General features: G+C 44.3%; 18 protein-coding genes. 15 read left to right on the top strand and 3 right to left on the bottom strand.

Annotated elements, in window-relative coordinates; genetic code table 11:
- The first annotated feature begins 46 nt into the window (after nt 1-46).
- Together secA and SGLY_RS16285 are read left to right on the top strand one after the other, a co-directional pair.
- Complete coding sequence (secA, locus tag SGLY_RS16290) at nt 47-2,551, top strand: preprotein translocase subunit SecA (RefSeq protein ID WP_013626245.1); 2,505 nt, start codon at nt 47-49, stop codon at nt 2,549-2,551.
- 333 nt (nt 2,552-2,884) lie between these two features.
- On the top strand, nt 2,885-4,870 hold the full coding sequence (locus tag SGLY_RS16285; RefSeq protein ID WP_169312034.1) for a cell wall-binding repeat-containing protein: 1,986 nt from the start codon (nt 2,885-2,887) through the stop codon (nt 4,868-4,870).
- A gap of 412 nt (nt 4,871-5,282) precedes the next feature.
- Here the strand turns inward: SGLY_RS16285 and SGLY_RS17290 are convergent, their stop codons facing one another.
- Nucleotides 5,283-7,211 (bottom strand): cell wall-binding repeat-containing protein, encoded by a 1,929-nt coding sequence (locus tag SGLY_RS17290; protein WP_013626243.1) that lies wholly within the window; start codon nt 7,209-7,211, stop codon nt 5,283-5,285.
- 331 nt (nt 7,212-7,542) lie between these two features.
- On the opposite strand from SGLY_RS17290, the gene prfB reads away from it, so the two are divergent.
- From prfB to SGLY_RS16215, 13 genes are all read left to right on the top strand, one after another.
- Nucleotides 7,543-8,659, top strand: a protein-coding gene (prfB, locus tag SGLY_RS16275; RefSeq protein ID WP_013626242.1) for a peptide chain release factor 2 whose coding sequence is annotated in 2 segments (ribosomal slippage) — nt 7,543-7,611 and nt 7,613-8,659 — 1,116 coding nt in all. Because the reading frame shifts where the segments join, the coding sequence is not laid out codon by codon here.
- A 42-nt stretch (nt 8,660-8,701) separates the two neighbouring features.
- Nucleotides 8,702-9,535, top strand: a complete 834-nt coding sequence (locus SGLY_RS16270) for a transketolase (protein ID WP_013626241.1) — start codon at nt 8,702-8,704, stop codon at nt 9,533-9,535.
- Nucleotides 9,532-10,473 (top strand): transketolase family protein, encoded by a 942-nt coding sequence (locus SGLY_RS16265; protein ID WP_013626240.1) that lies wholly within the window; start codon nt 9,532-9,534, stop codon nt 10,471-10,473. The genes SGLY_RS16270 and SGLY_RS16265 overlap by 4 nt, the downstream gene beginning before the upstream one ends.
- A gap of 145 nt (nt 10,474-10,618) precedes the next feature.
- On the top strand, nt 10,619-11,305 hold the full coding sequence (gene ftsE, locus SGLY_RS16260) for a cell division ATP-binding protein FtsE (RefSeq protein WP_013626239.1): 687 nt from the start codon (nt 10,619-10,621) through the stop codon (nt 11,303-11,305).
- Entirely contained in the window at nt 11,295-12,179 is an 885-nt protein-coding gene (gene ftsX / locus SGLY_RS16255; protein WP_013626238.1) for a permease-like cell division protein FtsX, read from the top strand. Before ftsE ends, ftsX begins: the two co-directional genes overlap by 11 nt.
- A gap of 81 nt (nt 12,180-12,260) precedes the next feature.
- Nucleotides 12,261-13,397 carry a murein hydrolase activator EnvC family protein gene (locus SGLY_RS16250; protein ID WP_013626237.1) on the top strand — a complete coding sequence of 379 codons (1,137 nt, stop codon included), beginning with the start codon at nt 12,261-12,263 and terminating at the stop codon, nt 13,395-13,397.
- A gap of 54 nt (nt 13,398-13,451) precedes the next feature.
- Nucleotides 13,452-14,636: a S41 family peptidase gene (locus tag SGLY_RS16245; RefSeq protein ID WP_013626236.1), complete on the top strand. Its 1,185-nt coding sequence runs from the start codon at nt 13,452-13,454 to the stop codon at nt 14,634-14,636.
- A 91-nt stretch (nt 14,637-14,727) separates the two neighbouring features.
- On the top strand, nt 14,728-15,744 hold the full coding sequence (locus tag SGLY_RS16240; protein WP_013626235.1) for a hypothetical protein: 1,017 nt from the start codon (nt 14,728-14,730) through the stop codon (nt 15,742-15,744).
- 214 nt (nt 15,745-15,958) lie between these two features.
- Nucleotides 15,959-18,019: an excinuclease ABC subunit UvrB gene (gene uvrB, locus SGLY_RS16235; protein ID WP_052298655.1), complete on the top strand. Its 2,061-nt coding sequence runs from the start codon at nt 15,959-15,961 to the stop codon at nt 18,017-18,019.
- A 96-nt stretch (nt 18,020-18,115) separates the two neighbouring features.
- Complete coding sequence (uvrA, locus tag SGLY_RS16230; RefSeq protein ID WP_013626233.1) at nt 18,116-20,950, top strand: excinuclease ABC subunit UvrA; 2,835 nt, start codon at nt 18,116-18,118, stop codon at nt 20,948-20,950.
- Between the two features lie 372 nt (nt 20,951-21,322).
- The gene (locus SGLY_RS16225) at nt 21,323-21,943 is read left to right on the top strand and encodes a carbonic anhydrase (RefSeq protein WP_013626232.1); all 621 of its coding nucleotides are present in this window, start codon (nt 21,323-21,325) and stop codon (nt 21,941-21,943) included.
- A gap of 74 nt (nt 21,944-22,017) precedes the next feature.
- A complete protein-coding gene (gene rsgA, locus SGLY_RS16220) occupies nt 22,018-23,091 on the top strand; it encodes a ribosome small subunit-dependent GTPase A (RefSeq protein WP_013626231.1) in 1,074 nt (357 codons plus the stop codon).
- A gap of 123 nt (nt 23,092-23,214) precedes the next feature.
- Nucleotides 23,215-23,916, top strand: a complete 702-nt coding sequence (locus SGLY_RS16215) for a hypothetical protein (RefSeq protein ID WP_041444865.1) — start codon at nt 23,215-23,217, stop codon at nt 23,914-23,916.
- Here SGLY_RS16215 and SGLY_RS16210 read toward each other — a convergent pair.
- The gene (locus SGLY_RS16210) at nt 23,887-24,375 is read right to left on the bottom strand and encodes a CarD family transcriptional regulator (RefSeq protein ID WP_013626229.1); all 489 of its coding nucleotides are present in this window, start codon (nt 24,373-24,375) and stop codon (nt 23,887-23,889) included. The genes SGLY_RS16215 and SGLY_RS16210 overlap by 30 nt on opposite strands.
- Before the next feature lie 287 nt (nt 24,376-24,662).
- The gene (locus tag SGLY_RS16205) at nt 24,663-25,982 is read right to left on the bottom strand and encodes an ArsB/NhaD family transporter (RefSeq protein WP_041445515.1); all 1,320 of its coding nucleotides are present in this window, start codon (nt 25,980-25,982) and stop codon (nt 24,663-24,665) included.
- Nucleotides 25,983-26,000 lie beyond the last annotated feature (18 nt).

The raw sequence follows: 26,000 nt of genomic DNA, 5'->3' as shown, positions 1-26,000 counted from the left end.
ATAAAGCAATGAGTTACTATGCAGCCACGGAAAGAGAAGGTGTAATATGAGCTTTATCAAAAACCTTTTTGATGATAATGCCCGGGACGTAAAAAAATATCAAAAACGTGTCGACAAAATTAATGCTCTGGAAGCAGAGATAAAGGGACTGTCTGATGAGCAATTGAAAGAGAAGACCATTGAGTTCCGTTCCAGACTGGAGCAGGGGGAGAAACTGGATCATTTGCTGGAAGAAGCGTTTGCGGTCGTCCGTGAAGCATCAGCAAGAGTATTGGGGCAAAGACATTACGATGTTCAGCTTATCGGGGGCATGGTCTTAAACGACGGTCGAATTGCCGAAATGAAAACAGGGGAAGGAAAGACCCTGGTCGCGACTTTGCCCTGTTACCTCAATGCATTAGAAGGCAAAGGGGTTCATGTTGTGACGGTCAATGACTATCTGGCTTCCCGTGATGCCCATTGGATGGGGCAGATATACCGTTTTTTAGGCATGACCGTAGGGTTAATCGTGCATGGCTTATCCCATGAACAAAAAAGAGAAAGCTATCAGGCCGATATCACATATGGGACAAACAACGAATTCGGTTTTGATTACTTAAGGGATAATATGGCTGTATCTCCTAGGGGTATTGTGCAGAGGGACCCGAATTATGCGATTATCGATGAAGTGGACTCCATTCTTATTGATGAGGCAAGAACTCCGCTCATTATTTCGGGGGAAGCGGATAAACCGACAGAATTGTATTATCGGGTGTCCAAGGTCATACCGCGTCTGAAGCCGGAAGAAGACTATCATGTTAATGAGAAGGACAGGGTTGTTACTCTGACCGAAGAAGGAGTGAGCAGAGTAGAAACCATGCTGGGCGTGGACAACATGTATGATGATTTGCATAATGAAGTCGCCCATCATGTCAATCAAGCGTTGAAAGCCTATACATTGTTCAAAAGGGACCGGGATTATGTGGTCAAAGACGGTGAAGTCATCATTGTTGACGAATTCACCGGCAGGATGATGTTTGGCCGACGGTACAGTGAAGGACTGCACCAGGCGATTGAGGCTAAAGAGAATGTTAAAATAGAGAAAGAGACCCAGACTTTAGCGACAATCACCTTCCAAAACTATTTCCGCATGTATCATAAGCTGGGCGGGATGACGGGAACGGCAAAGACGGAAGAGAACGAATTCATTAATATTTATGGATTGGATGTTGTTATCGTTCCGACAAACATGCCGATGGTCAGAAAAGACATGCCGGATATTGTCTACCGGACCGAGCAGGGCAAGTTTAAGGCTGTTGTCGAGGACATCATTGATAAATTCAGTAAAGGACAGCCGACATTGGTTGGTACGGTTTCTATTGAAAAATCCGAGGTCCTCAGTGAAATGCTTCAAAAGAAGAGTGTCCCCCACCAGGTCCTTAATGCCAAGTTCCACGAAATAGAGGCTCAGATCGTGGCCAAAGCAGGGGAAAAAGGAATGGTCACCATAGCAACGAATATGGCCGGCCGCGGTACGGATATTGTTCTGGGTGAAGGGGTAAAAGAATTGGGCGGTCTGCACATTATAGGGACCGAACGGCATGAGTCGCGAAGGATTGATAATCAGCTGCGCGGTCGCTCCGGCCGTCAGGGAGATCCGGGGTCATCCCAGTTTTATATCTCAATGGAAGATGACTTGATGAGGCTTTTCGGCGGGGATAATATTGCCGGTTTTATGGACAAACTTGGTATGGATGACAGTGTGCCGATCGAGTCAAAGATAGTGAGCAAAAGCATAGAAGGCTCCCAGAAAAGAGTGGAAAACCGTAATTTCGAAGTGCGCAAACACGTTCTTAATTATGATGACGTAATGAATAAGCAGCGTGAAATTATCTACCTGCAAAGAAGAGCGGTACTGACCAAAGAAAATGTCGGAGAACAAATTCAGGATATGCTGGAAAAGGTCATTAAAGATACAATTGTCCGGTTCAGCGGGGAAACTCCTTATCCCGAGGAATGGGATATTCCAAGCCTTCTGGAATATTGTGAAAATGTCTTTCTGCCCAATCATGAGATAACAAATGAAGAAATAGAGAATCTATCTCAGGTAGAAGTTGAAGAATTTTTGCTGGAAAAGGCCCGGGAGCTGTATGAAAAACGAGAGGATGAGTTCGGCTCTGAGCTTATGCGGGAAATTGAAAGAGCTGTCGTGCTGCAAATCGTAGATACCCATTGGAAAGATCATCTGGATGCTATGGATATGCTTCGTGATGGAATTGGACTCAGAGCTTACGGCCAAAAGGATCCCCTGGTGGAATACCGCAATGAGGCCTATGAGATGTTTCAGGGGATGATCTCTGCTATTCAGGAAGATATCGTGACTTATATCATGAGGGTAACGCCAAGAATAACTGAGCAGGCCCCGGAGGAACCACAAAATGTCTCGGAGAATATGTATGAAGACGACCAGCCTAAGCAGCCCCGGAGAACGGGTCAGCAGACCGGACGCAATGAGTTATGCCCGTGCGGGAGCGGCAAAAAATATAAGAAGTGCTGCGGGGCTAATGACTGATTGCCGGCCTGTCTTCATTTACAATTGATTTAGAATCACCAGAATGTGTAATAATCCCATTGTCTAAATTTTCGAGGCAATGGGATTTTATTTTTTCGGGCAGAGGCAATCAGGTCACGCTCTGAACCTCGTTCAATGTTTTGCGAATTTATTTCTGAATAAAGCGATAAAATTAACTTGCAAGTCTGATCTGATTCAGCCGAGGAATAATTTGTGCTATAATACAGGGAGTAAGTTACAATATAGGAAAATGAAGGGCGTGTTTTTGTGAACCCTAAAAAGTCAAAAAAAATATTGTTAGTCATTATGGCATTAAACATGATACTTTCCATAATGCCAGTTAATATGGCGTATGCTTTATCAGAATGGACAAACGTTGGTAATGAGGCTTTTTCTATTGATAAGACAAATATTCCGTCACTGAAAGTAGATAACGGGACACCTTATCTTGCTTTTACAAGTGAGACAAATGGCTATAAAGCGACGGTCATGAAATATGACGGCAGCAGTTGGGTAACCGTAGGCAGTCCGGATTTTTCGAGTGGGCCGATATATCAGCTATCACTTGATGTGGATAACGGAACACCCTATGTTAGTTATTACACTTATGATTATGATAATGAAAATAATGATCATAATGGAGTTACGGTCATGAAGTATGATGGCAGCAATTGGGTAAACGTAGGCAATCCCGGTTTTGCCGGCGGAATGATAGCTGATCCGTCTCTTATTGTTGATAATGGCACACCCTATGTTGTCTTCGCTGATGATGCGAATGGCAATAAAGCGACGGTGATGAAATATGACGGGAGCGACTGGGTAAACATAGGTAGTCCCGGTTTCTCCCAAGAACAAATAAATGCTCCGGCGATTACGATGGATAATGGGACATTCTATGTTGCTTATATTGATGTTCCTAACGGTGAAGCTCCAAGTAGAGCTGTGGTGAAGAAATATGACGGGAGCAATTGGGTAACCGTTGGTAATCCAAGTTTAGACAAAGTATTTTGTCCTTCCCTGAATATCGATAACGGTACACCCTATATTGCTTATGCTTATGGTGACAATTTAGATAAAATAGCGGTCATGAAATATGACGGGAATAATTGGGTAACTGTCGGCAGTCCAAAGATTTCCGATGGTAAGGTATATGCCGCCCCGTCCCTGGATGTTTATAACGGTACACCTTATGTTGCCTATACGGATGGCAAGAGCAGCGATGATAGCCACAAAATGATTGTAAAAAAATATGACGGGAGCAACTGGGTAACTGTTGGCAGTCCAAATTTGGCCAAGGGGTCAATATTTGGGACATCGTTTCAAATGGGCAACGATATACCATATGTAGCCTATACTGACACGGCTGATAACGACAAAATTACGGTGAGAAAGTTCTGCTCCCTGCCGGTAAGCGTAACCAGACTTTGGGGACCAACCAGAGTGGAGACCGCATTGGCCATAGCTAAGGCCGAGTATCCGGGAACAATCTCCAATGTCATCCTGACCACGGCGGACAATTATCCGGACGCCCTGACGGGCAGTGTTCTGGCCGCCAAGCTGAATGCGCCAATCCTATTGGCGGGAGGAAAAGAGAGCGAGCAGAGAAAACTGTTAGACTACCTGCAAACCAGTCTGGACCAGTCAGGCTCCATCTATATCCTGGGCGGGGCAACAGCGTCCGGCAGTGATCTGGTAGAGAAACTAACGGCGGCGGGGTATCAAAATATCATCAGAATAAGCGGGATAGACCGTTACGACACTTCGGCCCAGATCGCCGGGGAGATCGGCAGTGAGACCGGAACACCGGTAGTCTTAGCCAGCGGGGAAAACTATGCGGACGCTTTAGCGATCAGCAGCGTGGCGGCAGAAAAGCAATATCCCGTCCTTTTAGTTGCCAAAGAGGGCCTGAGCGAAACCATCAAAACAAAGCTGGCGGCCATCAAGCCGGAAAAAGTATATATCATTGGCGGAGAAGGAGCCATCAGTCCCAGGGTTAAGGAGCAGGCCGCCCGGATCACAGGGCTGGGGGAGGACAGTATGATCAGAATAAGCGGGTCCGATCGTTATGAAACTTCTCTTTCTGTAGCAAAACACTTTAATACTGGGGGAACCGTCTGCCTGGCAACAGGGACCAATTATCCGGATGCCCTGGCAGGAAGTGTCTATGCGGCGAAACGCAAGGCCCCGATCATTTTGGCAGGTGATCAATTGTCCGCTGAGGCCATAGAATATCTATTAAGCATCAAATGTAACGAAGCAGCCTTATTCGGGGGAGAGGCGGTTATCAGTAAGGAAATTCAAGAGCAGCTCGAACGCTAGATAGAGAAATAGAAATAACGAAAATTTGAAAGACCGAATCATCTATTGCTGGGTAAAAGCCTTGCGATAGATGATTTTTTTATGCGGCGTTCCAGTCATCAAAGGTATCTGTGATAAAGTACCAATCTTTGTTCATGGGAATAGGTTATGCGGTTGATCGTTACGTAATCGGCCAGCCAGGAACAATTTTTAAGAAGGAACTCTACGTGAAAACAGAATAAAATACGAGATTCACACTTATATTGGCACACAGGTTTGAGGTTACGACAGCTATCCGGCTCCAGTTAGCAGGCCGCCCGGATCACAGGGCTGGGAGAAAACAGTATGATCAGAATAAGCGGGTCCGATCGTTATGAAACTTCTTTTTCTGTAGCAAAACACTTTAATACTGGAGCTCTCAATAAAATCAGGATTACAGCAGTTTGTTGGAACGGTATCGAAATGATCCATCAGGTTTGAACTCAATGATGAGACGGTAAATCCCATCGTTTACTGGTGCTCCACTTACGTCTAAGAAAATATAATTAATGGTTAGAGTCTGATCCTTCTCTTCATAAGATACCACAAACGGTTTGGGGGGTTCACCGCCCCGTCCACCTCCGTACACGACAGCATCAAGTTCTTTATTGTACCATCCTTGTGAAGAATCGATAATCATTTGCCTTGTGACACCATCAAAATATTGGGCAAATGTTTCTTGGATAGAAGAAATCGGAACAACAACCCAGCCGCCATCCTTTGCTTCAAAATATGCATCAAGTCTTCCGCCCATTTTATGAGTGTAAATATCTTCAAACAGGTAAAACCAATAGAAAAATGGATTCTTCTCGGTAATTTCTGCCGGAGAATCCCATTCATTTTTTAAACCCAAATTACCGATAAAGATATTCAAATAGGTTTCTGATAAACGGAACCTTTCATTCATATCATCAAATAATTCCCGTTGGTTGATTACCTGTTGACTATATTCTACAGAGCCCATATCCTGGGAGGTATAAAGAATAAATCCGTATGGGTTGAGCGTCAAAGAATCAATCTTACAAATTGATGATGAATCAAATGTGGGAATTTGATCCCAAGGATTTGCAGTGCCTTCTTCAGTCTCTGCACCGTAAGTTTGTAGATAAAGAGTATCGTCTTTTTTGTAAAAATGGGTTACAGTGATAAAAGCCGGGGAGGTGTCTTTTGTATGATAATTGAAAATGAATAAGTCGATATCCTTGCTTGTCTTCAAATTTTTCATAAATGAATTCACAGTATTTCCTGGGGTTATGACTTCTCCGTTGATAATGACAACGGCATTTAGCTGCTTTGCCATGTTGAAAGAAACAGATTCTTGTATTTCTCCGCTTAGATATTCAGTGAATTGCACTTCATTATTTACACTTAAATTATTTAAGATCCTGTCGGGAACGACACCCACGTCGCCAAAAACATAAACCGTATTTAAATTGTTTAACTTTTGCTGATAATAAGTTTTGGTTGCACTGGGCGTGCGTTCTTTCACGAAAAAAACAGGCGCTGTCATTTTAGCGGCAAAGGCGGCACCGGTCAAAGCATTGGTAAAATTATTTCCCGTAGTCAGGCAGACTCCATTTTCCTCGAACAGATAATCAAATTTTTGATTTATCGCTATATTACGGCCATATTGATCAGAGCCGGTAATTCTTTCGGCATAAGGAAGCTGGTTAACAATCTTATCTGAAATGATATTGGAATCGCCGACTACATATGTAGTGGTGATTCCAGTTAAGGAAGAAAGATAACTCCTTGTTGAATCCGGTAAAGAATCACGAGGTACGAATAAGATCGGAATCTGTTTTATAGCGGCAATCGGAGCTATTGATAAAGCGTCGGCAAAATCAGTACCTGTGCAGACAACGAATTGTCCAGGTGTATCCAACTGCTTCGCGACTTGAACGGAAGTGTCATATCTGTCTTTCCCGTAGATCCTCGTTGTTTGGATATTCATTGAGTTCAATTGATTTTCAACATCAAAAGAAATAATTCCCGATCCACCAATGATAAATACATGTTTAATATATAAACTCATTAAAGTTTGTTTAGTGGCCTCAGATAAATCATTATTGGCAGTTAATAAAATAGGAGCATTGTATTTCTTGGCAAGGGGAGCGGCACTTAAAGCATCGGGGAAATTATTACCGCACGTTAAAACTGCATAATCAGATTCACCCCATTGCTGGGCAATTGCTGACGATGTAGCATATTCATCATTTCCGGTTAACCGGGTTGTTGACGGCGAATTCAAAGCATAGGCTGGGAGAGTAAATGAAAATATAAGAATGAAACTTACAATTAAGGCTAATATTTTTTTCCGCATTCTGAATGGCTCCTCTCTATAATTTTGTTTATATCATAACATTTGTTGAGAAAAATGGTACATTTATCCGTGCTGCATAGTAAATCATTATTTAACTTGCAAGTGGAGAGGACACCGGATGCAGTCTGATGATGGATATGCGGATTTATCCCTAAAATCGGGTGGACATTTTCAAAACCTCCCTTTATTATTATAAAGATAGCATATTGTCAAGGGACGGCTAAAAGGCTCAAACTGAGAGCAGACTGAGTCCGGGCGGAAAAGCGTTTCTGGAGGAGGCGAAGAGCCAAGAAACGAAAACTGATTAATATATTTTGTGAGGAGTGGTAAAATGCTTGCTGACTGGAAAAAAGAGATCGAGAACCTAGTAGCGCGTCTTGCGGATTTGAGGGTTTCTCTTTGACGTCCCTGCACGGGAAGTTAAGATCGGACAATTGGAAGAAGAACTGAACAGACCGGATTTTTGGGATGATCGGAGCAATGCCCAGAAGATCATGCAGGAACTGACCGGAAATAAGGATAAAGTAGCATTATTTGGAGAACTTAAAACTGAAACCGAAGATTTGGAAGTCTTATGGCAGATGGCCATGGAAGAAGATGATTCCTCTCTGGAGGATGAAATTGTGAAGGACATCCACAGGATCAGGGCCCAATATGATGAACTGGAGCTGGAAATTCTTTTAAGCGGTGAATATGACCGAAATAATGCGATTATCACCCTGCATTCCGGGGCAGGGGGAACGGAGGCCCAGGATTGGGTTCAAATGCTCTACAGAATGTACCTGCGCTGGGGAGAACGGCGCCGGTACAAGGTAGAAACCTTGGACTTGCTGCCGGGAGAGGAAGCAGGGATCAAGAGTGTGACATTTTCTTTGGCCGGAGAGAACGCTTTTGGTTATGCCAAATGTGAAAAAGGTGTGCACCGTTTGGTGCGCATATCCCCCTTTGATTCTTCCGGACGCAGGCATACCTCTTTTGCTTCTGTTGATGTCATTCCTGAAGTGAACGAAGACATGGAAATTAATATTGATTCCGAAGATCTGAAAGTAGATACTTACCGTTCCGGCGGCGCTGGGGGACAGCATGTCAATAAGACAGATTCCGCCGTGCGGATTACGCATATTCCTTCAGGGATCATCGTTCAATGCCAGAGTGAACGCTCCCAGATTCAGAACAGGGCATATTGCATGCGCATACTTCAGGCAAAACTTCTGGAGCTCAAACGGAAACAGCAGGAAGAAGAATTACTGGAGATCAGAGGAGAATTAAATGATATTGCCTGGGGCAGCCAGATCCGTTCCTATGTGTTTCACCCGTACAGCATGGTTAAGGATCACCGGACAAATACGGAGACAGGTAATGTCAATAGTGTAATGGATGGGGAAATTGATCTTTTTATTTCCGCCTATTTGAAACAAAATGCCCGGAAGGCTGTTGCCGGAAAATAAAAATGAAAAAATTTATATCATGGACTTGCAGGAGGACAAAAAATGGCAGAAGCTGATGTGAAATATCTGGAGAAAATGGCAAATATCATGCGCCGGGATATTATAGAGATGCTTTTTCAGGCCAAGTCTGGGCATCCGGGCGGAAGCCTGTCAGCAGCAGAAATCGTCGCCGTACTGTACTTTGCTGAAATGAATGTCGATCCGCAAAATCCCGGCTGGGCGCAAAGAGACCGTTTTGTCCTCAGTAAAGGGCATGCCGCTCCGGTTCTTTACGCGGCACTTGCTGAAAAAGGCTTTTTCCCCCGGGAAGAGCTGAAATATTTGCGGAAGGCCGGTCATCTGCTGCAGGGACATCCGGATATGAAAAAGATTCCGGGGGTGGATATGTCAACCGGTTCTTTGGGACAAGGCATTTCCGCGGCCTGCGGCATGGCTTTGGCCGGTAAGCTTGACCAAGCCTCCGCCAGGGTATACGCGCTTTTGGGAGACGGGGAAATGGCCGAGGGGCTTGTCTGGGAAGCTGCTATGTCCGCCGCTCATTATAAACTGGACAATTTGCTGGCGATTCTGGATCATAATGGCCTGCAGATTGACGGGCCCAATTCCGAAGTAATGAATATCATGCCGCTGGCAGACAAATGGCGTTCTTTCGGCTGGCATGTGATTGAGGCTGACGGGCATGATGTCCGTCAGCTCCTGGATGCATGTGCCGAAGCAAGAGCAGTCAAGAATAAGCCAACCATCATCATTGCGGAAACAATCAAGGGCAAGGGCGTTTCTTTTATGGAGAACCAGGCCGGATGGCACGGGAATGCTCCGAATGCCGAGCAAACGGAGATTGCGCTGAGCGAATTAAAAGGGGGCGGACAGTCATGACGGAAAAAATTGCAACACGTGATGCCTACGGCAAGGCTCTTGTAGAACTGGGGGCGCGTTCCGAGCAGATTGTCGTTCTGGACGCCGATTTGTCAAAATCGACCAAGACAGCTGATTTTGCTAAGGTTTATCCGGAAAGATTTTTTAATATGGGAATTGCCGAACAGAATTTGACGGGAGTTGCGGCAGGACTGGCCGCGGCGGGAAAAATTCCTTTTGCCAGTACCTTTGCTATATTTGCTACAGGCAGAGCATTTGAACAAATCCGCAATTCCATTGCTTATCCAAAGCTTAATGTAAAAATAGCTGCTACCCATGCCGGTATCAGTGTGGGGGAAGACGGGGCCTCACATCAGGCGGTGGAAGATGTTGCCCTGATGCGCAGTGTCCCCAATATGACAGTATTAGTCCCGGCCGATGCCACAGAGACAAGAGAAGCGGTGATTGCTGCCGCCAATTACCATGGCCCGGTTTACATCAGGATGGGGAGACTTGCTGTGCCCGTCATCTTCGATGGCAGCTATAAGTTTGAAATCGGCAAGGCAAATGTTCTGAAGAAGGGCACAGATGCGGCGATTATTGCCAATGGCCTGATGACGGCCAAGGCCTTGGAGGCTGCTGAGGAACTGGCCGGGGAGGGAATCCTGGTTACCGTAGTGAATTGTGCCTCAGTTAAACCTCTGGATACAGATACAATCGTCACAGCGGCCCAAGAAACCGGGGCGGTAGTCACGGCTGAAGAGCATAATATTATTGGCGGGCTGGGAAGCGCGGTTGCCGAAGTTTTGGGTGAAAACTGCCCGGTGCCGATACAAAGAGTGGGACTGAAAGATACTTTTGGGGAGTCAGGAAAACCGGAGGAACTTTTAATCAAATACAACCTGACAAAAGAGGCCATCATCAAAGCGGTTAAGGAAGTACGAACAAGAAAGGGTTAGCGGACATAACCTGATTTTTTGGCCGAAAAAAATTTCCAAAGGGAATTGACAGGAGAATGTGGTATAGTGTCGAAATAAATATAGATTGAGGAAATTTTAAAGTAGATTTTAATGTGGTGCTTTTGCCGGTTTCAAGGAGGACAAAATGATCAAGCTTAGGAATGTTTCCAAAATATATGCAAATGGCGCGAAGGCTTTGGTTAATGTCAACCTGAACATTGAAAAAGGGGAATTTGTTTTTTTGGTTGGGCAGAGTGGAGCGGGAAAGTCTACTTTAGTCAAACTGTTGTATAGGGAAGAATTTGCAACCCGCGGACAGGTCATCATAAACAATGTCAATCTCGTCAGGCTCAAATCCAAGGATATTCCCATGTTCAGGCGCAAAATCGGGGTAGTGTTTCAGGATTTTAAGCTGCTGCCCAATAAGACGGTTTTTGAAAACATCGCCTTTGCGCAGAGAGTTATTGGGAAGTCGTCGCGCGAGATCAGAAATAATACTGCCAATATGCTGGAGCTGGTTGGGTTGAGTAAAAAAGGCAATGTATTCCCCAATGAGCTTTCTGGCGGAGAACAGCAAAGGGTTTGTGTAGCCAGGGCCATTATTAACAAACCTCAGCTTCTGGTTGCTGATGAACCGACGGGGAATCTGGACCAGGATACGGCATGGGGGATTATGGATCTCCTCACTCAAGTCAATAAGCTCGGAACAACTGTTGTGATGGCCACCCATGCCTTGCACATTGTTGAACAAATGAAAAAAAGGGTAATCAAAATCGAAGGCAGTACAGTAGCCGAAGACATTGCTGAGGAGGTACCCTACTTTGGCAGTTAATTCAGCTGGTTATATCATCCAACAAGCCTTATTATCCCTGAAACGGAATATATGGTTAACCGTTGCTTCCATTCTCACGTTGACAATAGCACTGGTTCTGCTGGGGTTCTCTTTTATTTTTTTGGCCAACACCTCAAATATCGCCAAAAATTTTGAATCTCAGGTGGAAATAGCAGTTTTTATAGAGGACAACAGCACACCGGAGCAAATTGAGGAAATCCGGGGACGGATTGAACGGTTAAACGGAGTCGCGACAGTGACATTGATTACGAAAGAGCAGGCGCTGCCTGACTTTCAAAATTCTATGGGTTCGGAATCTTTGGTGGAGGATATGGGGGGAGTAAACCCCTTACCGGATAAATTTTCGATCGTATCTTCCGATGCCCATCTTGTGAAGGACATTGCAAATTCCATATCCGGAATTCAGGGAGTCGAAAAAGTCCGGTATGGAGAGGGGATTCTGGAAGACCTCCTGAAGTTTACAGATTGGCTCCGCATGATCGGGATCGGGGTTGTTATTGCTTTTGCCGGCGCTTCTCTGATTTTGATTTCATTAAACATTAAAACCAATGTCTATTCCAGGGAAAAGGAAATCCGTATCATGCGGCTGGTCGGGGCAAGTAATGCGTTTATCAGGTGGCCGTTCTTTGTGGAGGGCGTGTTTATGGGCTTTCTGGGAGCAGTCTTTGCGATCATTATTGTGGGAGTGACATACTCCGGACTGATGGATTATATCATTACCACACTGACCTTTGTCCCAATTGTATCCGATGCTTTATTCGTTTTCGGTGTTTTAGGCGCCATGCTCTTAATCGGCATTACCCTGGGCGTTTTGGGAACAGCGATTTCTATGAGAAAATTCCTGAATTTCTAGAAAAAGTGACCGAAACTAAAGATTGAGCAAAGTAAAGATGATGATAAATAAGTCTCAGAAATGGTTTAGAGAGGTGAGAAGATGTTTTTACATAAAAAAGGCAGAATAGCCTTGGTGATCAGTCTGTTTGTTTTCGCGGCCCCTGTTTTACCTGTATGTGCCGACGAATTGGATGATTTTCTGCAGCAGCAGCAGGAACTCAGTCAAAAACAAAATACGGTTCAGTCTCAGTTGAATACCCTTACTAATGGCGCGGAAAAGATGGAGAAGACAATTGACACTCTAAAATCTCAGATTTCTCAGGCGGAGAAGGATTTAACCGCAAAAGAAAATGCATATAAACTGGCTCAAAAAAATGTTGCTGTCGTCCAGCAAGATGTCGAAAAGAAGACAGAGGAGCTGGAGCAAAGACAGGTCACATTGCAGAAGAGAGTACGGGCCATCTATGAAAATGGACAGGTAAACTATTTGGAAGTCATATTCAATTCAACGAGCATTTCAGATTTTATTTCCAGAGTAGAATATTTGGGCTGCCTGGTCGAAAATGATCAAAATATTCTCGGCGGGATACGAGGACAGCAAGAGGAGTTAAAGGATAAAAAAGCTGAGCTTACGGTAAAGTTAGCGGAAACAGAGAAGCTTAAATCTGAAGCTGAAAATGCTAAAACGTATTTAAGCGACCGTAAAGGCAAACAGGAAACAGCCTTGGCAATGAATAAAAAGCAACAGGACGATCTGATTACACAGATAGAAAAATTGGAGGCGGATTCCCAGGCTCTGGGAGCAAAGATCCGTCAGCTCCAAAAAGATAATCCCGGAGTCAAGGGCAGCATATCGACTTGGCCCACACCGGGATATTGGTATATCACAAGTCCGTTCGGATATCGGACCCATCCGATTACAGGCCAAAACAAACTGCATACCGGTTGTGATATTGGCGCACCGGCGTCGGCCAAGATCGTCTCTGCCGGCACCGGAGAGGTGATTTTTGCCGGATGGTACGGCGCATACGGTAATGCGGTGATTATTAATCATGGTAATGGACTCTCCTCATTATACGGGCACATGTCTTCAATTGCCATTGCCAATGGTGCCGCAGTCTCACCCGGACAGACGATAGGCTATGTCGGTTCCACAGGATGGAGCACAGGACCGCATCTCCATTTTGAAATCAGACAAAATGGAAATCCAGTTAATCCATTGGGGTATTTCCAATAGAATACAAGCATATAATAGCCTTAAGAAGGATCAACAATTTGGCAGGTGGATAATTTGTCTGATAAAACAAAATGGCTGAGAGCATTCAAACAGGCCGCTGTAGTCGGCCTCATCTTGTGTCTGGTTATCGTTCTGGCTGTAGCCGGGTTGGCGATGACCAACTATAAACACTTGGGCCGGCTTGTTGCCGTGGTTCATTTGATTGAGACACAGTATCTGAACGGAGCGAGCGGAGAAGAGCTTGTAGACGGGGCAATCAAAGGAATGCTGAGTTCCCTTGATCCGTATAGTTCCTTTCAAAATGAAGAAGAAAATACTATCCTGATGAATTCTATTCAAGGCAGGATAGGCGGAGTAGGGGTCCATATCAGCACTGCTGATCCGCAAAAGCTGGTGATTATGCGGGCCGTCAAAAATTCCCCCGCTGAAAAAGCAGGACTGGAAGCAGGGGATATTATCTACAAAATTGATAGTACGGAAGTATCCGCCATCAGTCAGGACCAGGCAATTGCCATCTTGCGCGGGGAACCCGGAACCCAGGTGACAGTTGGTGTTGTAAGGCCAAAAACAAACAGTGAGTTTAATGTCACCATGACAAGAGAATATATTGATGTGCCTACAGTAGAGGGGGAGATCCTGCCGGGATCTTCAGGAATAGGCTTAATCAATATAGCGAGCTTTTCCGCCCAGACCGGAGATGAGTTTGAAAAGGTGGTCAAGGAATTACTTGCTAAGAATTGTCAGGGCCTGATTATTGATTTGCGTTATAATTATGGCGGTGAAGTCAATGCGGCAGTGAAGGTAGCGAGCATGCTGGTTCCCCAAGGTCCCATCGTTCATATCGTGGATAATCAAGGCAAAACCGAAACTAAGCAATCGACTGCCCAGTACTTGAACCTTCCTTTTGTTGTTCTGACGAATGAGTACACTGCTTCAGCATCGGAAATTGTCTCCGGCGCTGTCAAGGATTATGGGACCGGTACCTTGATCGGGCAAAAAACTTATGGCAAAGGAGTAGTCCAGACGGTCTTTCAACTTGATAGTATGACCAGTGTCAAGCTGACGACCGATAAGTACCTTACGCCCAACAAGAACGATATTCATAAGATCGGCATTGAGCCAGATATTGCTGTCCAGCTTAAAGAAGGAGAAAAGCCGACTATTCTGCCTTCGGACAATAAGCTTGATACCCAGCTGCAAAAAGCGGCAGAAGTCATAAGATCAAAAATGAAATCATAAAATAATGGCAAGATAATCTGCCGGGGTGTATCCCCGGCTTTTTGTTATGCATAAAATAAATAAACAGAAGTGGACTGGAGGAAGATCAAAAGTGGGAAATATGGTTGGCGTTCGCCATTATTTTATTGAGGCTTTTACCCCTAATGGATATATTTCATTACTGCCAAAGCTTTTGGCAAAAAGAAAACATACATATTTGCTTCAAGGAGGACCGGGAACAGGAAAATCGACGATGATCAAGCTGATAGGAATTCAGCTTCTGGACAGGGGTTATGACTTGGATTATATTCGATCCATCAGGGACCCGGATTCAGTTGCAGGATTTCTGCTGCCCAAACAACAAATTTGTCTGCTTGATGTAAAAGAATTTGCTACTGATGACATCAATTTCGCCGAAGGGGATGTCCGGCTTATCGATACGAATCGCTTCTGCGACCGGATCAAAGCGGGCAAATATAAAAATGAAATTGCAAAAATCGAATTTGAGCTTGAGGCTCTGGAAACAAAATTATTATATCAATTGAGTATAGAGTATAAAGATGAAACAATAAGCAAGGACTTTAAGTTGGAGCATATTTTCAACAAAGCAATTACAAGAGAAGGGATGTCCGAAAGCACTGTCAATAAGGCGGGGCAGACAGGAGAACTGGAGAGAATTCTCTTGGCAATCAAGAAAGAAGCGATTTCGTTTTTATTTCTGCATGCTTTACAGATTGAGGGTTGGCTGAATCTCGCCCCCAGATATTTAAAACAATATGACTGCATTTGCCTGGAAACGGAAGATCCAAACAGAATACTGGGAGATATTTTCAAGGAGACCAGGAGCATGGGGCAGGCGGCAGATATTGTTGTCCATCCCTTGTTCACAGACTCTTTAATCGGCATCGTATTTCCGGAGAAAAATCTCGCTATCTGGAGAGGAGATCCGAATGGGCTGGAAGAACAGGGCCTGACAGATGAACACGGCCGGGAAATCGTCAAAACACTGGAAGCTTACCGAAAAAAGAGAATAGAACTGAAAAATCTGATGAACAAATGTGCTAATTTTGAGGGCATGGATAAATTACGCACGGACATTCTAAATAGTATCCTGGCACAGCTAATATAATTTGTTTTAAAGGTTCTATCCGCATGCGGAGAAACGGCTCAGATCAAGATGAGTAAAATTTTATTTCGGGATAAGAAATCAAAAGCGATTATAAAAGCTGGTTTTAAGAGCAATGACGAGATATCCTGTGAGATGAGTGCTCCTAAAAATGCTTTCATTCAGGTTAAATGATATAATTAACTATCGAGTATTTTTGTGGGAAAGAGTGACTGAGATGGATTTTAACCTGCATGCCCCCTATCGTTTGGAAGGAGATCAGCCGCAAGCGGTGGACAAGCTGACCGCCGGAGTTTTAAAGGGAAAAAAGCACCAAACCTTGCTTGGCGTTACCGGTTCCGGCAAGACCTTTACCATGGCCAATATCATTGCCGGGGCGAATAAACCTGCCTTGGTTTTGGCTCATAATAAGACTTTGGCTGCCCAGCTCTACTGTGAGTTCAAAGAATTTTTCCCGGAAAATGCAGTTGAATATTTTGTCAGTTATTATGATTATTATCAGCCGGAAGCCTACGTCGCGTTCAGTGATACTTATATTGAAAAGGATGCCTCCATTAACGAGGAAATCGAAAAGCTTCGGCACTCAGCGACAGCCGCCCTGTTTGAAAGACGGGATGTCATTGTTGTCGCCAGCGTATCCTGTATCTACGGCATGGGTTCCCCGGACGAGTACCGGGATATGGTCCTCTCTTTGAGACAAAATCAGGAGATTGACCGCAATAAGATTTTACGAAAGCTGGTCGAGATCCAATACGACCGTAACGATATCGCCTTTGCCCGGGGAACATTCAGGGTCCGTGGAGATATTGTGGAAATCTGTCCGGCCTCATCAAGTGAAAAAGCAATTAGAGTAGAACTGTTCGGAGATGAGATAGAGCACATTTATGAGGTTAATGTGTTAACAGGAGAAATCCTGGGAGAAAGAAGACATGTCTCCATTTTCCCCAATTCCCACTATGTCACAGAGCGGGAAAAACTTCTCAAGGCTGTAGGCAATATTGAAATTGAACTGGAGGAAAGACTTCAGGTCTTAAGAGGGAGGGAAAAGCTGGTCGAAGCACAGAGACTGGAACAGAGAACCCGTTATGATGTGGAGATGTTACGGGAGCTGGGTTTTTGTAACGGAATTGAAAACTATTCCCGTCATTTGACCTTTCGGGAGCCTGGAGAGACGCCTTACACACTGTTGCATTTCTTTCCTAAAGACTTCCTGCTGTTTGTCGATGAATCTCACCGGACTCTGCCCCAGATCAGAGGGATGTACGAAGGTGACCGTTCCCGTAAAGAAACGCTTGTCGACTACGGCTTCAGGCTGCCTTCAGCACTGGATAACAGGCCCTTGCGCTTTAACGAGTTCGAACAGTATACCCCCTTAAGGATATATGTAAGTGCCACTCCCGGGCCTTACGAGTTGGAGCATAGTCCGGTTTCGGTTGAACAGATCATCAGACCAACCGGATTATTGGACCCCGAAGTGGATGTTCGTCCGATTAAAGGACAGATCGATGATTTGATCGGGGAAATCCGGCTGCGCATAGACCGGGATGAACGAATACTCGTCACTACCCTGACAAAAAGAATGTCGGAGGAGCTGACGAACTATCTTAAACAGCTGAACATGAAGGTCAGATACCTCCATTCCGATATATCCGCTTTAGAGCGAATGGAGATTCTGCGGGAATTGAGATTGGGTGAAATCGACATCATTGTCGGAATCAATCTTCTCAGGGAAGGTCTGGATTTGCCTGAGGTGTCTTTAGTCGCTATTCTCGATGCGGACAAGGAAGGTTTTTTGCGTTCGGAAAGCTCATTGATCCAGACCATAGGAAGGGCGGCCCGTAACGCAAACGGTAAAGTAATCATGTATGCGGATAAGCTAACAAGATCGATGAAAATTGCTATTGAGGAGACGAATCGCAGACGGAAAATTCAAAATGAATACAACGTCAGAAATGTGATCACACCGCAAACCATCCGTAAGCAAATCTACGAGGTTCCGGAAGCCACGAGGGCGGCCGAAAAAGAAGCCGGGTACGGAAAAACAGGGGAAGTTTCTCCTGAAGAACGGCAAAAACTGATTCAAGCATTTGAAGCGGAGATGTATAAAGCAGCGAAAGACCTGGATTTTGAACGGGCTGCGGAGCTGCGGGATGCGATCATTGAATTAAAGGGTGAAACAGCCAAGGGACGCAGAAAAGCCTTATCCTCGTCTAAAGGCGGCAAGGCGGCAGGGAATCCTGGTCCAGTCTATGGCCATAAGGGAAGGCGCCGAAAATAATATCCGGATAATCCCAAGCGCAAAAATGGGACAAATGAAATGGTTTATTCTATAATTAGAATAAATATAAATATTAAATGTTTGAGCGGAGGTTTTATGGCACAGGAGTATATCAAGGTGCGCGGTGCACGTGTGCATAATTTAAAAAATATGGATGTAGATATTCCCCGCAATAAGCTGGTGATTGTTACCGGCTTATCCGGCTCAGGGAAATCCTCTCTTGCTTTTGACACCATCTATGCCGAAGGGCAAAGAAGATATGTGGAATCCCTTTCCGCTTATGCGCGTCAGTTTTTGGGACAAATGGACAAGCCGGATGTCGATGATATTGAAGGGTTATCTCCCGCAATTTCCATAGATCAGAAGACGACTACCCGCAATCCCCGTTCGACAGTCGGAACCGTGACGGAAATTTATGATTATCTGAGGCTTCTTTATGCCAGAATCGGCCATCCTCATTGTCCTAAATGCGGCAAGGAGATCAGCCAGCAAACAATCCAGCAAATGGTGGACCAACTGCTGACCTATCCTGAAAAAACCAGAATGCAGATTCTGTCTCCTGTTGTCAGGGGTAAAAAAGGGGAGCATACCAAGCTTTTGGAACAGACGCGCAAAAACGGTTATGTACGGGTGCGGATTGATGGAGAAATGCGTGATCTCAGTGAAGAAATAACCTTGGAAAAGAATAAAAAACATGCGATTGAGGTAGTGGTTGACAGGATTTCCCTGAAAAAGGATGAAAGTGCCGCCCGTCTGGCGGATTCTTTAGAAACAGCTCTTAAGCTGGCCGAAGGGACAGTCGTTATCGACGTGATCGATCATGAGGAGCTTTTATTCAGTGAGAATTTTGCCTGTCCGGATTGCGGGATTGCTCTGGAAGAGATTTCGCCAAGGCTGTTTTCTTTTAACAGCCCTTATGGAGCTTGTCCCGCTTGTACCGGTCTGGGCGCTAATTTGGAAGCGGATATCGGCTTGATCATACCGGACCGCAGTAAATCAATTAATGAAGGAGCCATCGTACCCTGGGCAAAATCAAGCTCGAATTATTATCCCGCTCTGTTGGAAGGGCTGGCCGAGAAATTGGGGTTCAGCATGGACCGGCCCGTCCAGGATTTTACGGAAGAACAGTGGCAGGCTCTGGTATATGGTTCCGATGTCCCCATTAGGTTCACCTATCACAATATTTTTGATGAGCTAAAGGTTTGGAAGGCCCCTTTCGAAGGGTTGATTCCATATTTTCAGCGCAGACACAAGGAATCCACCTCAGATTATGTCCGTTCGGAGATAGAAAGCTATATGACGGAAAAGCCATGTCCGGTCTGTGCCGGAAAACGCCTGAAACCGGAAGCGCTGGCTGTCAAAGTCGGACGAATCTCCATTGTGGAAATGACGGACTTGAATATCAGTGAACTGCTGGAGTTTATCCAATTGCTTCAGCTCTCCGAAAAAGAACAGGTTATCGCCCGCCAGGTCTTAAAAGAAATCAAGGAGAGGCTGGGCTTCTTGGTCAATGTCGGTTTGGATTACCTGACCTTGGGCAGAGCGGCAGGAACATTGTCCGGGGGCGAGGCGCAGAGGATCCGCCTTGCCACTCAGATCGGGTCGAGCTTGACCGGTGTACTGTATGTTTTGGATGAGCCCAGCATAGGTCTTCATCAACGGGATAATGCCCGTCTTTTGTCTACCTTGAAAAATCTGAGGGATCTCGGCAATACCCTCCTGGTTGTCGAACATGACGAGGATACCATGCTGGAAGCCGACCACATTATCGACATCGGACCAGGAGCCGGCGCTCATGGAGGAAAGATCATTGCCCAGGGAACGGTTGCCGAGATCAAGGAAGTCCCGGAATCAATAACCGGTCAATATCTTAGCGGCAAAAGAAAAATCGCCGTTCCTGAAGAACGCCGGACGGCCAATGGCAAATGGCTGGAAGTCAAAGGAGCGGCGGAGAATAACCTGCAAGGAATAACAGCTAAAATTCCGGTGGGATTGTTTACTTGCGTAACCGGAGTCTCGGGGTCAGGTAAAAGCTCCCTTGTCAATGAAGTCATCTATAAAGGATTGATGAATGAGATCGGACAAAGCAGCAGAATCAAGCCCGGGAAATATGAGCAGATAAAAGGATTGGAATATGTTGATAAGGTCATTGATATCGACCAGTCGCCAATAGGCAGGACTCCCAGGTCAAATCCGGCAACCTATACAGGTGTTTTTGATTTGATTCGCGAGCTTTTTTCTCAGGTTCCCGAAGCAAAAATACGGGGATATAAACAGGGCCGCTTCAGCTTCAATGTAAAAGGCGGAAGATGTGAAGCTTGCAGGGGGGACGGCATTATCAAGATTGAAATGCATTTCTTACCGGATGTCTATGTGCCCTGTGAAATCTGCCGGGGCCAGAGATATAACCGTGAAACCTTAGAAGTACGCTATAAAGGCAAGAATATTGCGGAAGTCTTGGATATGACCGTCGAAGAGGCTTTAGCGTTTTTCAGCGCGGTTCCCCGAATCGCCCGCAAACTTCAAACTCTTTTTGATGTCGGCCTGGGCTATATCAAGCTGGGACAGCCGGCCACCACACTTTCCGGAGGAGAGGCCCAAAGAATCAAGCTGGCAACAGAGCTTTCCCGGCGCAGCACGGGCAAGACCATTTATATTCTGGATGAGCCGACTACAGGGTTGCATATCGCCGATGTGGATAAACTTCTGCTGGTATTGCACCGTCTGGTAGAAGCCGGGGATACAGTTTTGGTTATTGAGCATAATCTGGACGTGATTAAAACGGCAGACTATATCATTGATCTCGGTCCGGAAGGCGGCAACCGGGGAGGGGAGATCGTGGCCGAAGGAACTCCCACAGAAATTGCCCGAAATAAGAAGTCCCATACCGGGCATTATTTGGTTAAAGCTCTGGAGCAGGGGAAAAGCTGAATAAATTGTAAAGCGCAATTGAATGAGGGTTCTTTAAGTACAAGAATGCTGGTTTTTTATTGTTTTCCTGTTATTGGCAGGATATTAACCTTTGATGCCGAAATCAATAAATTCATTGGTGATGGAGTAAAATATTCTGGATAAGCAATGAGAAGATTATTCCTGGTCCTTATGTTCAAATTAATAGTGTGGAATTGATTTATAAGAGAGTTTAATGAAAATATTAGTACTGTCTGTAAAAGAAATGATAGATTTACGGACGTCCACAGGAAATTTGCTTAGATCTTTTGCGAACACATGCTGTTTCCTTTGCATTAGTATGGAATATCATTGAATGTATCGAATGGAGATAGAATTAAAGGATGATTAATTATGCAGAAGCTTTTAGAAGGATTAAACAAATTCAAGGAGAATGATTTTGAAACACATAAAGAACTTTTTGAGGAGTTAAGGGAAGCCCAAAATCCGCACACTTTATTTATCGGATGCTCCGATTCGAGGTTAGATCCAAATTTAATTACGCAAACTTTGCCTGGAGAATTATTTGTCGTAAGAAATATTGCCAATATCGTTCCGCCGTATAGAAAATCACAGGAGTATTTATCAACGACATCAGCAATTGAATATGCCGTAAAGGTTCTAAAGATACAACATATTGTTGTGTGCGGGCACTCAAATTGTGGAGGATGCAGATCTCTGTATTTACCTGATGAAATATTAAGTACAATTCCGCATACAAAAAAGTGGTTGGAGCTAGCAGTTCCTGTTAAAAATAAAGTCTTAGCCGATGTTATTGAAGAAAAAGGAAAACGAGAATGGATGACAGAGCAAATTAATATTTTAGAGCAGATGAAAAACTTGTTAACATACCCTTTTATTCAAGAAAAATATACAGAAAAAACCCTTTCAATTTATGGGTGGTATTATATGATAGAGACCGGTGAGGTGTATATTTACAATAAACAAAATGGGCTATTCGAGCTATCAAATTAGGAGGGATGGCGACTTTGCCAAACCGAGAGACCATAGTCTGTATCAATAAGATGGACGGATAAGAAGGTGGAATTTTGAATAAGAAATTAATAAATTTAGGATTCTCGGAGAGATTCCTTCAAGAATCGACATTCCATGGAGGGCTTTATTTGGGGAGAGTTGTTGCCCAATACAAAGATTTGTATAATGTAGCAACAGAAAAATCTGAAGTCCTCTCGCAAATATCCGGAAAGCTGCGCTATTCTTCCGATGAGTCGTCGGATTATCCGGCGGTCGGTGACTTTGTTATGGTCGACCGGGAGGATGAGCAGCATGGCAATGCCATTATCCATAAAATATTGACGAGAAAAAGCTTATTTGTTCGCAGAGCGGCAGGAACTTCCCACGATGTTCAAGTAGTGGCCGCAAACATTGACACCATTTTTATCTGCATGTCTCTCAATCATGATTTCAATCTGCGAAGGTTGGAGCGTTATCTTTCGATTGCTTGGGACAGCGGAGCAGTGCCTGTAGTGATACTGACAAAGTCGGATTTATGTAATGATCTTCCTGAAAGACTTACGGAAATCCAAAGTGTTGCGACGGGTGTTGATATTGTGGTCACCTCAAGCATGACAGAGGATGGATATCATGCAATCCTGAAGTATATTTCACCGGGTTTGACGGTTGCATTTATAGGTTCCTCCGGTGTCGGAAAATCAACCTTGATTAACCGCCTTCTTGGTGAAAACGCAATGGAAACGAGAGAGATTAGAAAAGATGATAAGGGAAAACATACGACGACAAGACGCGAGCTAATCGTTATCCCTTCCGGTGGAGCGGTTATAGATACACCGGGAATGCGCGAAATCGGCGCGGAAAGTGTAAACCTTGTGAAGACCTTCGCGGATATCGATGAGTTTGCCGAACGCTGCAGATTCAAAGACTGTCTGCATGAGAATGAGCCGGGCTGCGCAGTCAAAAAAGCTATTGAAGAAGGTCTGATTACCCAAGAACGCCTGCAGAACTATAAAAAGCTTAAGAGAGAGGCAAAGTATGAAGGCTTAAATTCCAGGGAAATAGAAAAAGAGAAAATCACGGAAATGTTTACTGAGTTTGGGGGAATAAAAAACGCAAGAGATTATATGAAATCTAAAAATAAAAAATAAGCCTAATGAAGGATGAGGGGAAAAACAATGAATCCACCTAAACACAGTATTTTATGGTTTTTGTGCATTCTTTGGGCGTTCTATATAACCGGCTGCTCGCCGCTGGGGTCAGGAGGGGTTCAATTGAATAACGAGGCTCAATTAGAGCAAGAAGGGTTTATATCTAAGTTAAACCAGCAGGTTGATTTAGGAGATGAAAAAGTCGTTTTTCAGAAAGCTGCCTTTGACAGGAATTCTATAACCTTTGTATATAAAGGCCGAAATATACAGTTGTCAAACATTATCGTTGTTAAAGGGATTGAGCGTAAGGACGGCCCCCGAAATTTTCTGGAACATATGGATGAGACTAAGGGTGGGTTTGGGGTGACAGTAACAGGTGATGATTATGGCGTTGTTAAAGTTCCACATAATCTGGAATTAGTCAACCAATCAGTATCAATTGAGATCAATCTTAATGGAAAAGAGAATCAGTTTGAGATTGACTTTCCGGGTGAGAAAATAGCATCAGCAACACGGGATGTAATGGTTGATTCTACAGGAAAGGCAGTAAATGAAGGAACAAAAGCTGCGTATAGAGTAATTGTGGGTATTGGCAGTACGGTCATAGAAACAAAAGGAAACAATGATTTCATCATTATAGATAGGAAAGCCCAAAAGGTTCTCGGGCATTCAAGCACGGTTTCAACAACAGCAGAGTCAACACAGATATTCGAGCCAATATCATTTCCAAGAAAGCAAATTGAAATACGGATACTCCCGGAAGAAAAAACAGTGTTAATTTCCAACGAGAGCCTCTTATTTGGAATTCAGCGCTTCGTCGAGTAAATAGACCGCTTGTTCCAGAGCAAGACCCTTTACCTCCATCAGCTCACTGACAAAAACCCGTCGAGCGTTGTCCAACATATTTGTGTCGTCTTGTCCGAGTTTGGTCCTTCGGCTCTTACGAGTCAAATCACGAATGATTTCAGTACCTTGGTTGATGTTCCCAGTTTTAAATTTCTTTTTATTGATTTCCTTGCAGTATCTTTGGTTTTCAAAAATGTTGGAATCTGTATCTCCAAGGTTGAAACTATTGAGTATATTTTCTAAGATCTCGGGTCCGACTACCTTGCGGACTCCTATTTTTGTAGCTTTATCTACAGGAATAGTAATCTTCATGTTTGCTTTTTGGATATTCAGAATGTAGCAAAGCTCCTGTTGGCCGAAAAGCTCTTTCTTTTCTACAGCATCAATTATACAAATTCCATGCATCGGATACAGAATTTTATCTCCGACTTGAAACATATAATCCGCCTCCTTTGACGATTCCTTTTAAGTATACCATATATAGAATAAAACGAAAACCTACATTTTAACATATTGATATTACTTGGTCAATATTTTTAGGAGAGAAATTCATGTGGTATCATGGAGGAAGCGGGTATAAGATACTGGAAGGGCGGTTGGAGACGATTATTCAGATGAAATCATTACCGGAGGATAGGATTTTAGAGAGGCGGATGTTAATTTTGAAGAAAATAAGGGTATTGATATTGCTTATGATCACTTTATCTTTATCAACAGCTGGATGATCACGCAAAACCCAGTTTAATAAACACCACATACACGTAGACGGTTGCCAGCACTAAAGACATCAGGGTGACTAGAATGCTTACTTTGAGAAATTCTATGAATGAAATGGGCGCTTCTTCTTTAGCCGCAATTGAAGCCACAATCAAATTTGCGGAGGATGCAATCAATGTACCGTTACCGCCCAAACAAGCTCCCAGGGATAGAGACCACCAGAGGGTGGATGCTTCCACTTGGGGCAGAGATAACTGAACAATCATGTCCTGAAGCATGGGAATCATGGTGGCCACAAGGGGAATATTGTCAATAAAAGCGGAAGCCAAACCGGCCCCCCACATGATGACCAGGGAGGTAAGACCCATATCTCCGCCGGTAACTTCTATCATCCATGAAGCGGCTTTGCCGATAATACCGACTTCAACCAAGCCTCCTACCAATATGAACAAGCCCGCGAAGAAGAAAATGGTTACCCATTCTACCGTATGAAAGACTTCTTCCAGGTCGCCTTCTTTGACACCGATAAGCATCAAAAGGGTAGCGCCGGACAAAGCGACCACCGCCGGTTCCAAGTGCACAAACTGATGCAGGACAAAGCCCAATAAGGTAAGAGTAAAAACAAAGAGGGATTTTTTGGCCAGAACCATATCCCGGATATATTCTTTCGCATCAATGTCCATCAGCTGCTGTTTATATTGCTCCTCTACATGGAGCTGTCTGCCAAAGGAAAATTTTAAAAAAGCGATTGTAATAAGCGTAATAATGATAATGATAGGTGTGATATGAAAAAGGAAATCATTAAAGGAAATGTCTGCCGCTACGCCAATCATAATATTGGGGGGGTCTCCCACCAAAGTAGCGGCACCGCCGATATTGCAGATAAAGATCTCCGTGATGAGAAAAGGAAAAGGCCGGACATGTAAAACCCGGGCAATACCGATCGTAATGGGTGTAATCAACAAAACGGTAGTTACATTATCGATAAAAGCTGCCCCGACAGCTGTCAGCAAGGCAAGCCTTACCAATACTTTCACCGGATCTCCTTTGGCGCTTTGTGCGGTTTTGACTGCAATATATTGAAAAATTCCGCTTTTGTTTGTAATCCCAACTAAAATCATCATACCAAGAAGCAGGAAGATGGTCGCCCAGTGAATATGCTCCGTATAGGCGTCATGCAGGTCTACAATACCTAATATAATCATGAGGAGTGCGCCGCACAGGGCAATAATAGAGCGATTGATTTTCTCCGAAACAATGATGGCGTAGCTTGTGAGAAAGATAACTACTGCCGCGATAACTTGCCAATAGGCAATATGCTGTTCCATATTGAGCACTAGTTGTAT

This window comes from Syntrophobotulus glycolicus DSM 8271 (assembly GCF_000190635.1).
Classification (GTDB): Bacteria; Bacillota; Desulfitobacteriia; order Desulfitobacteriales; family Syntrophobotulaceae; genus Syntrophobotulus; species Syntrophobotulus glycolicus.
This window is presented reverse-complemented; position numbering and strand designations above follow the sequence as displayed.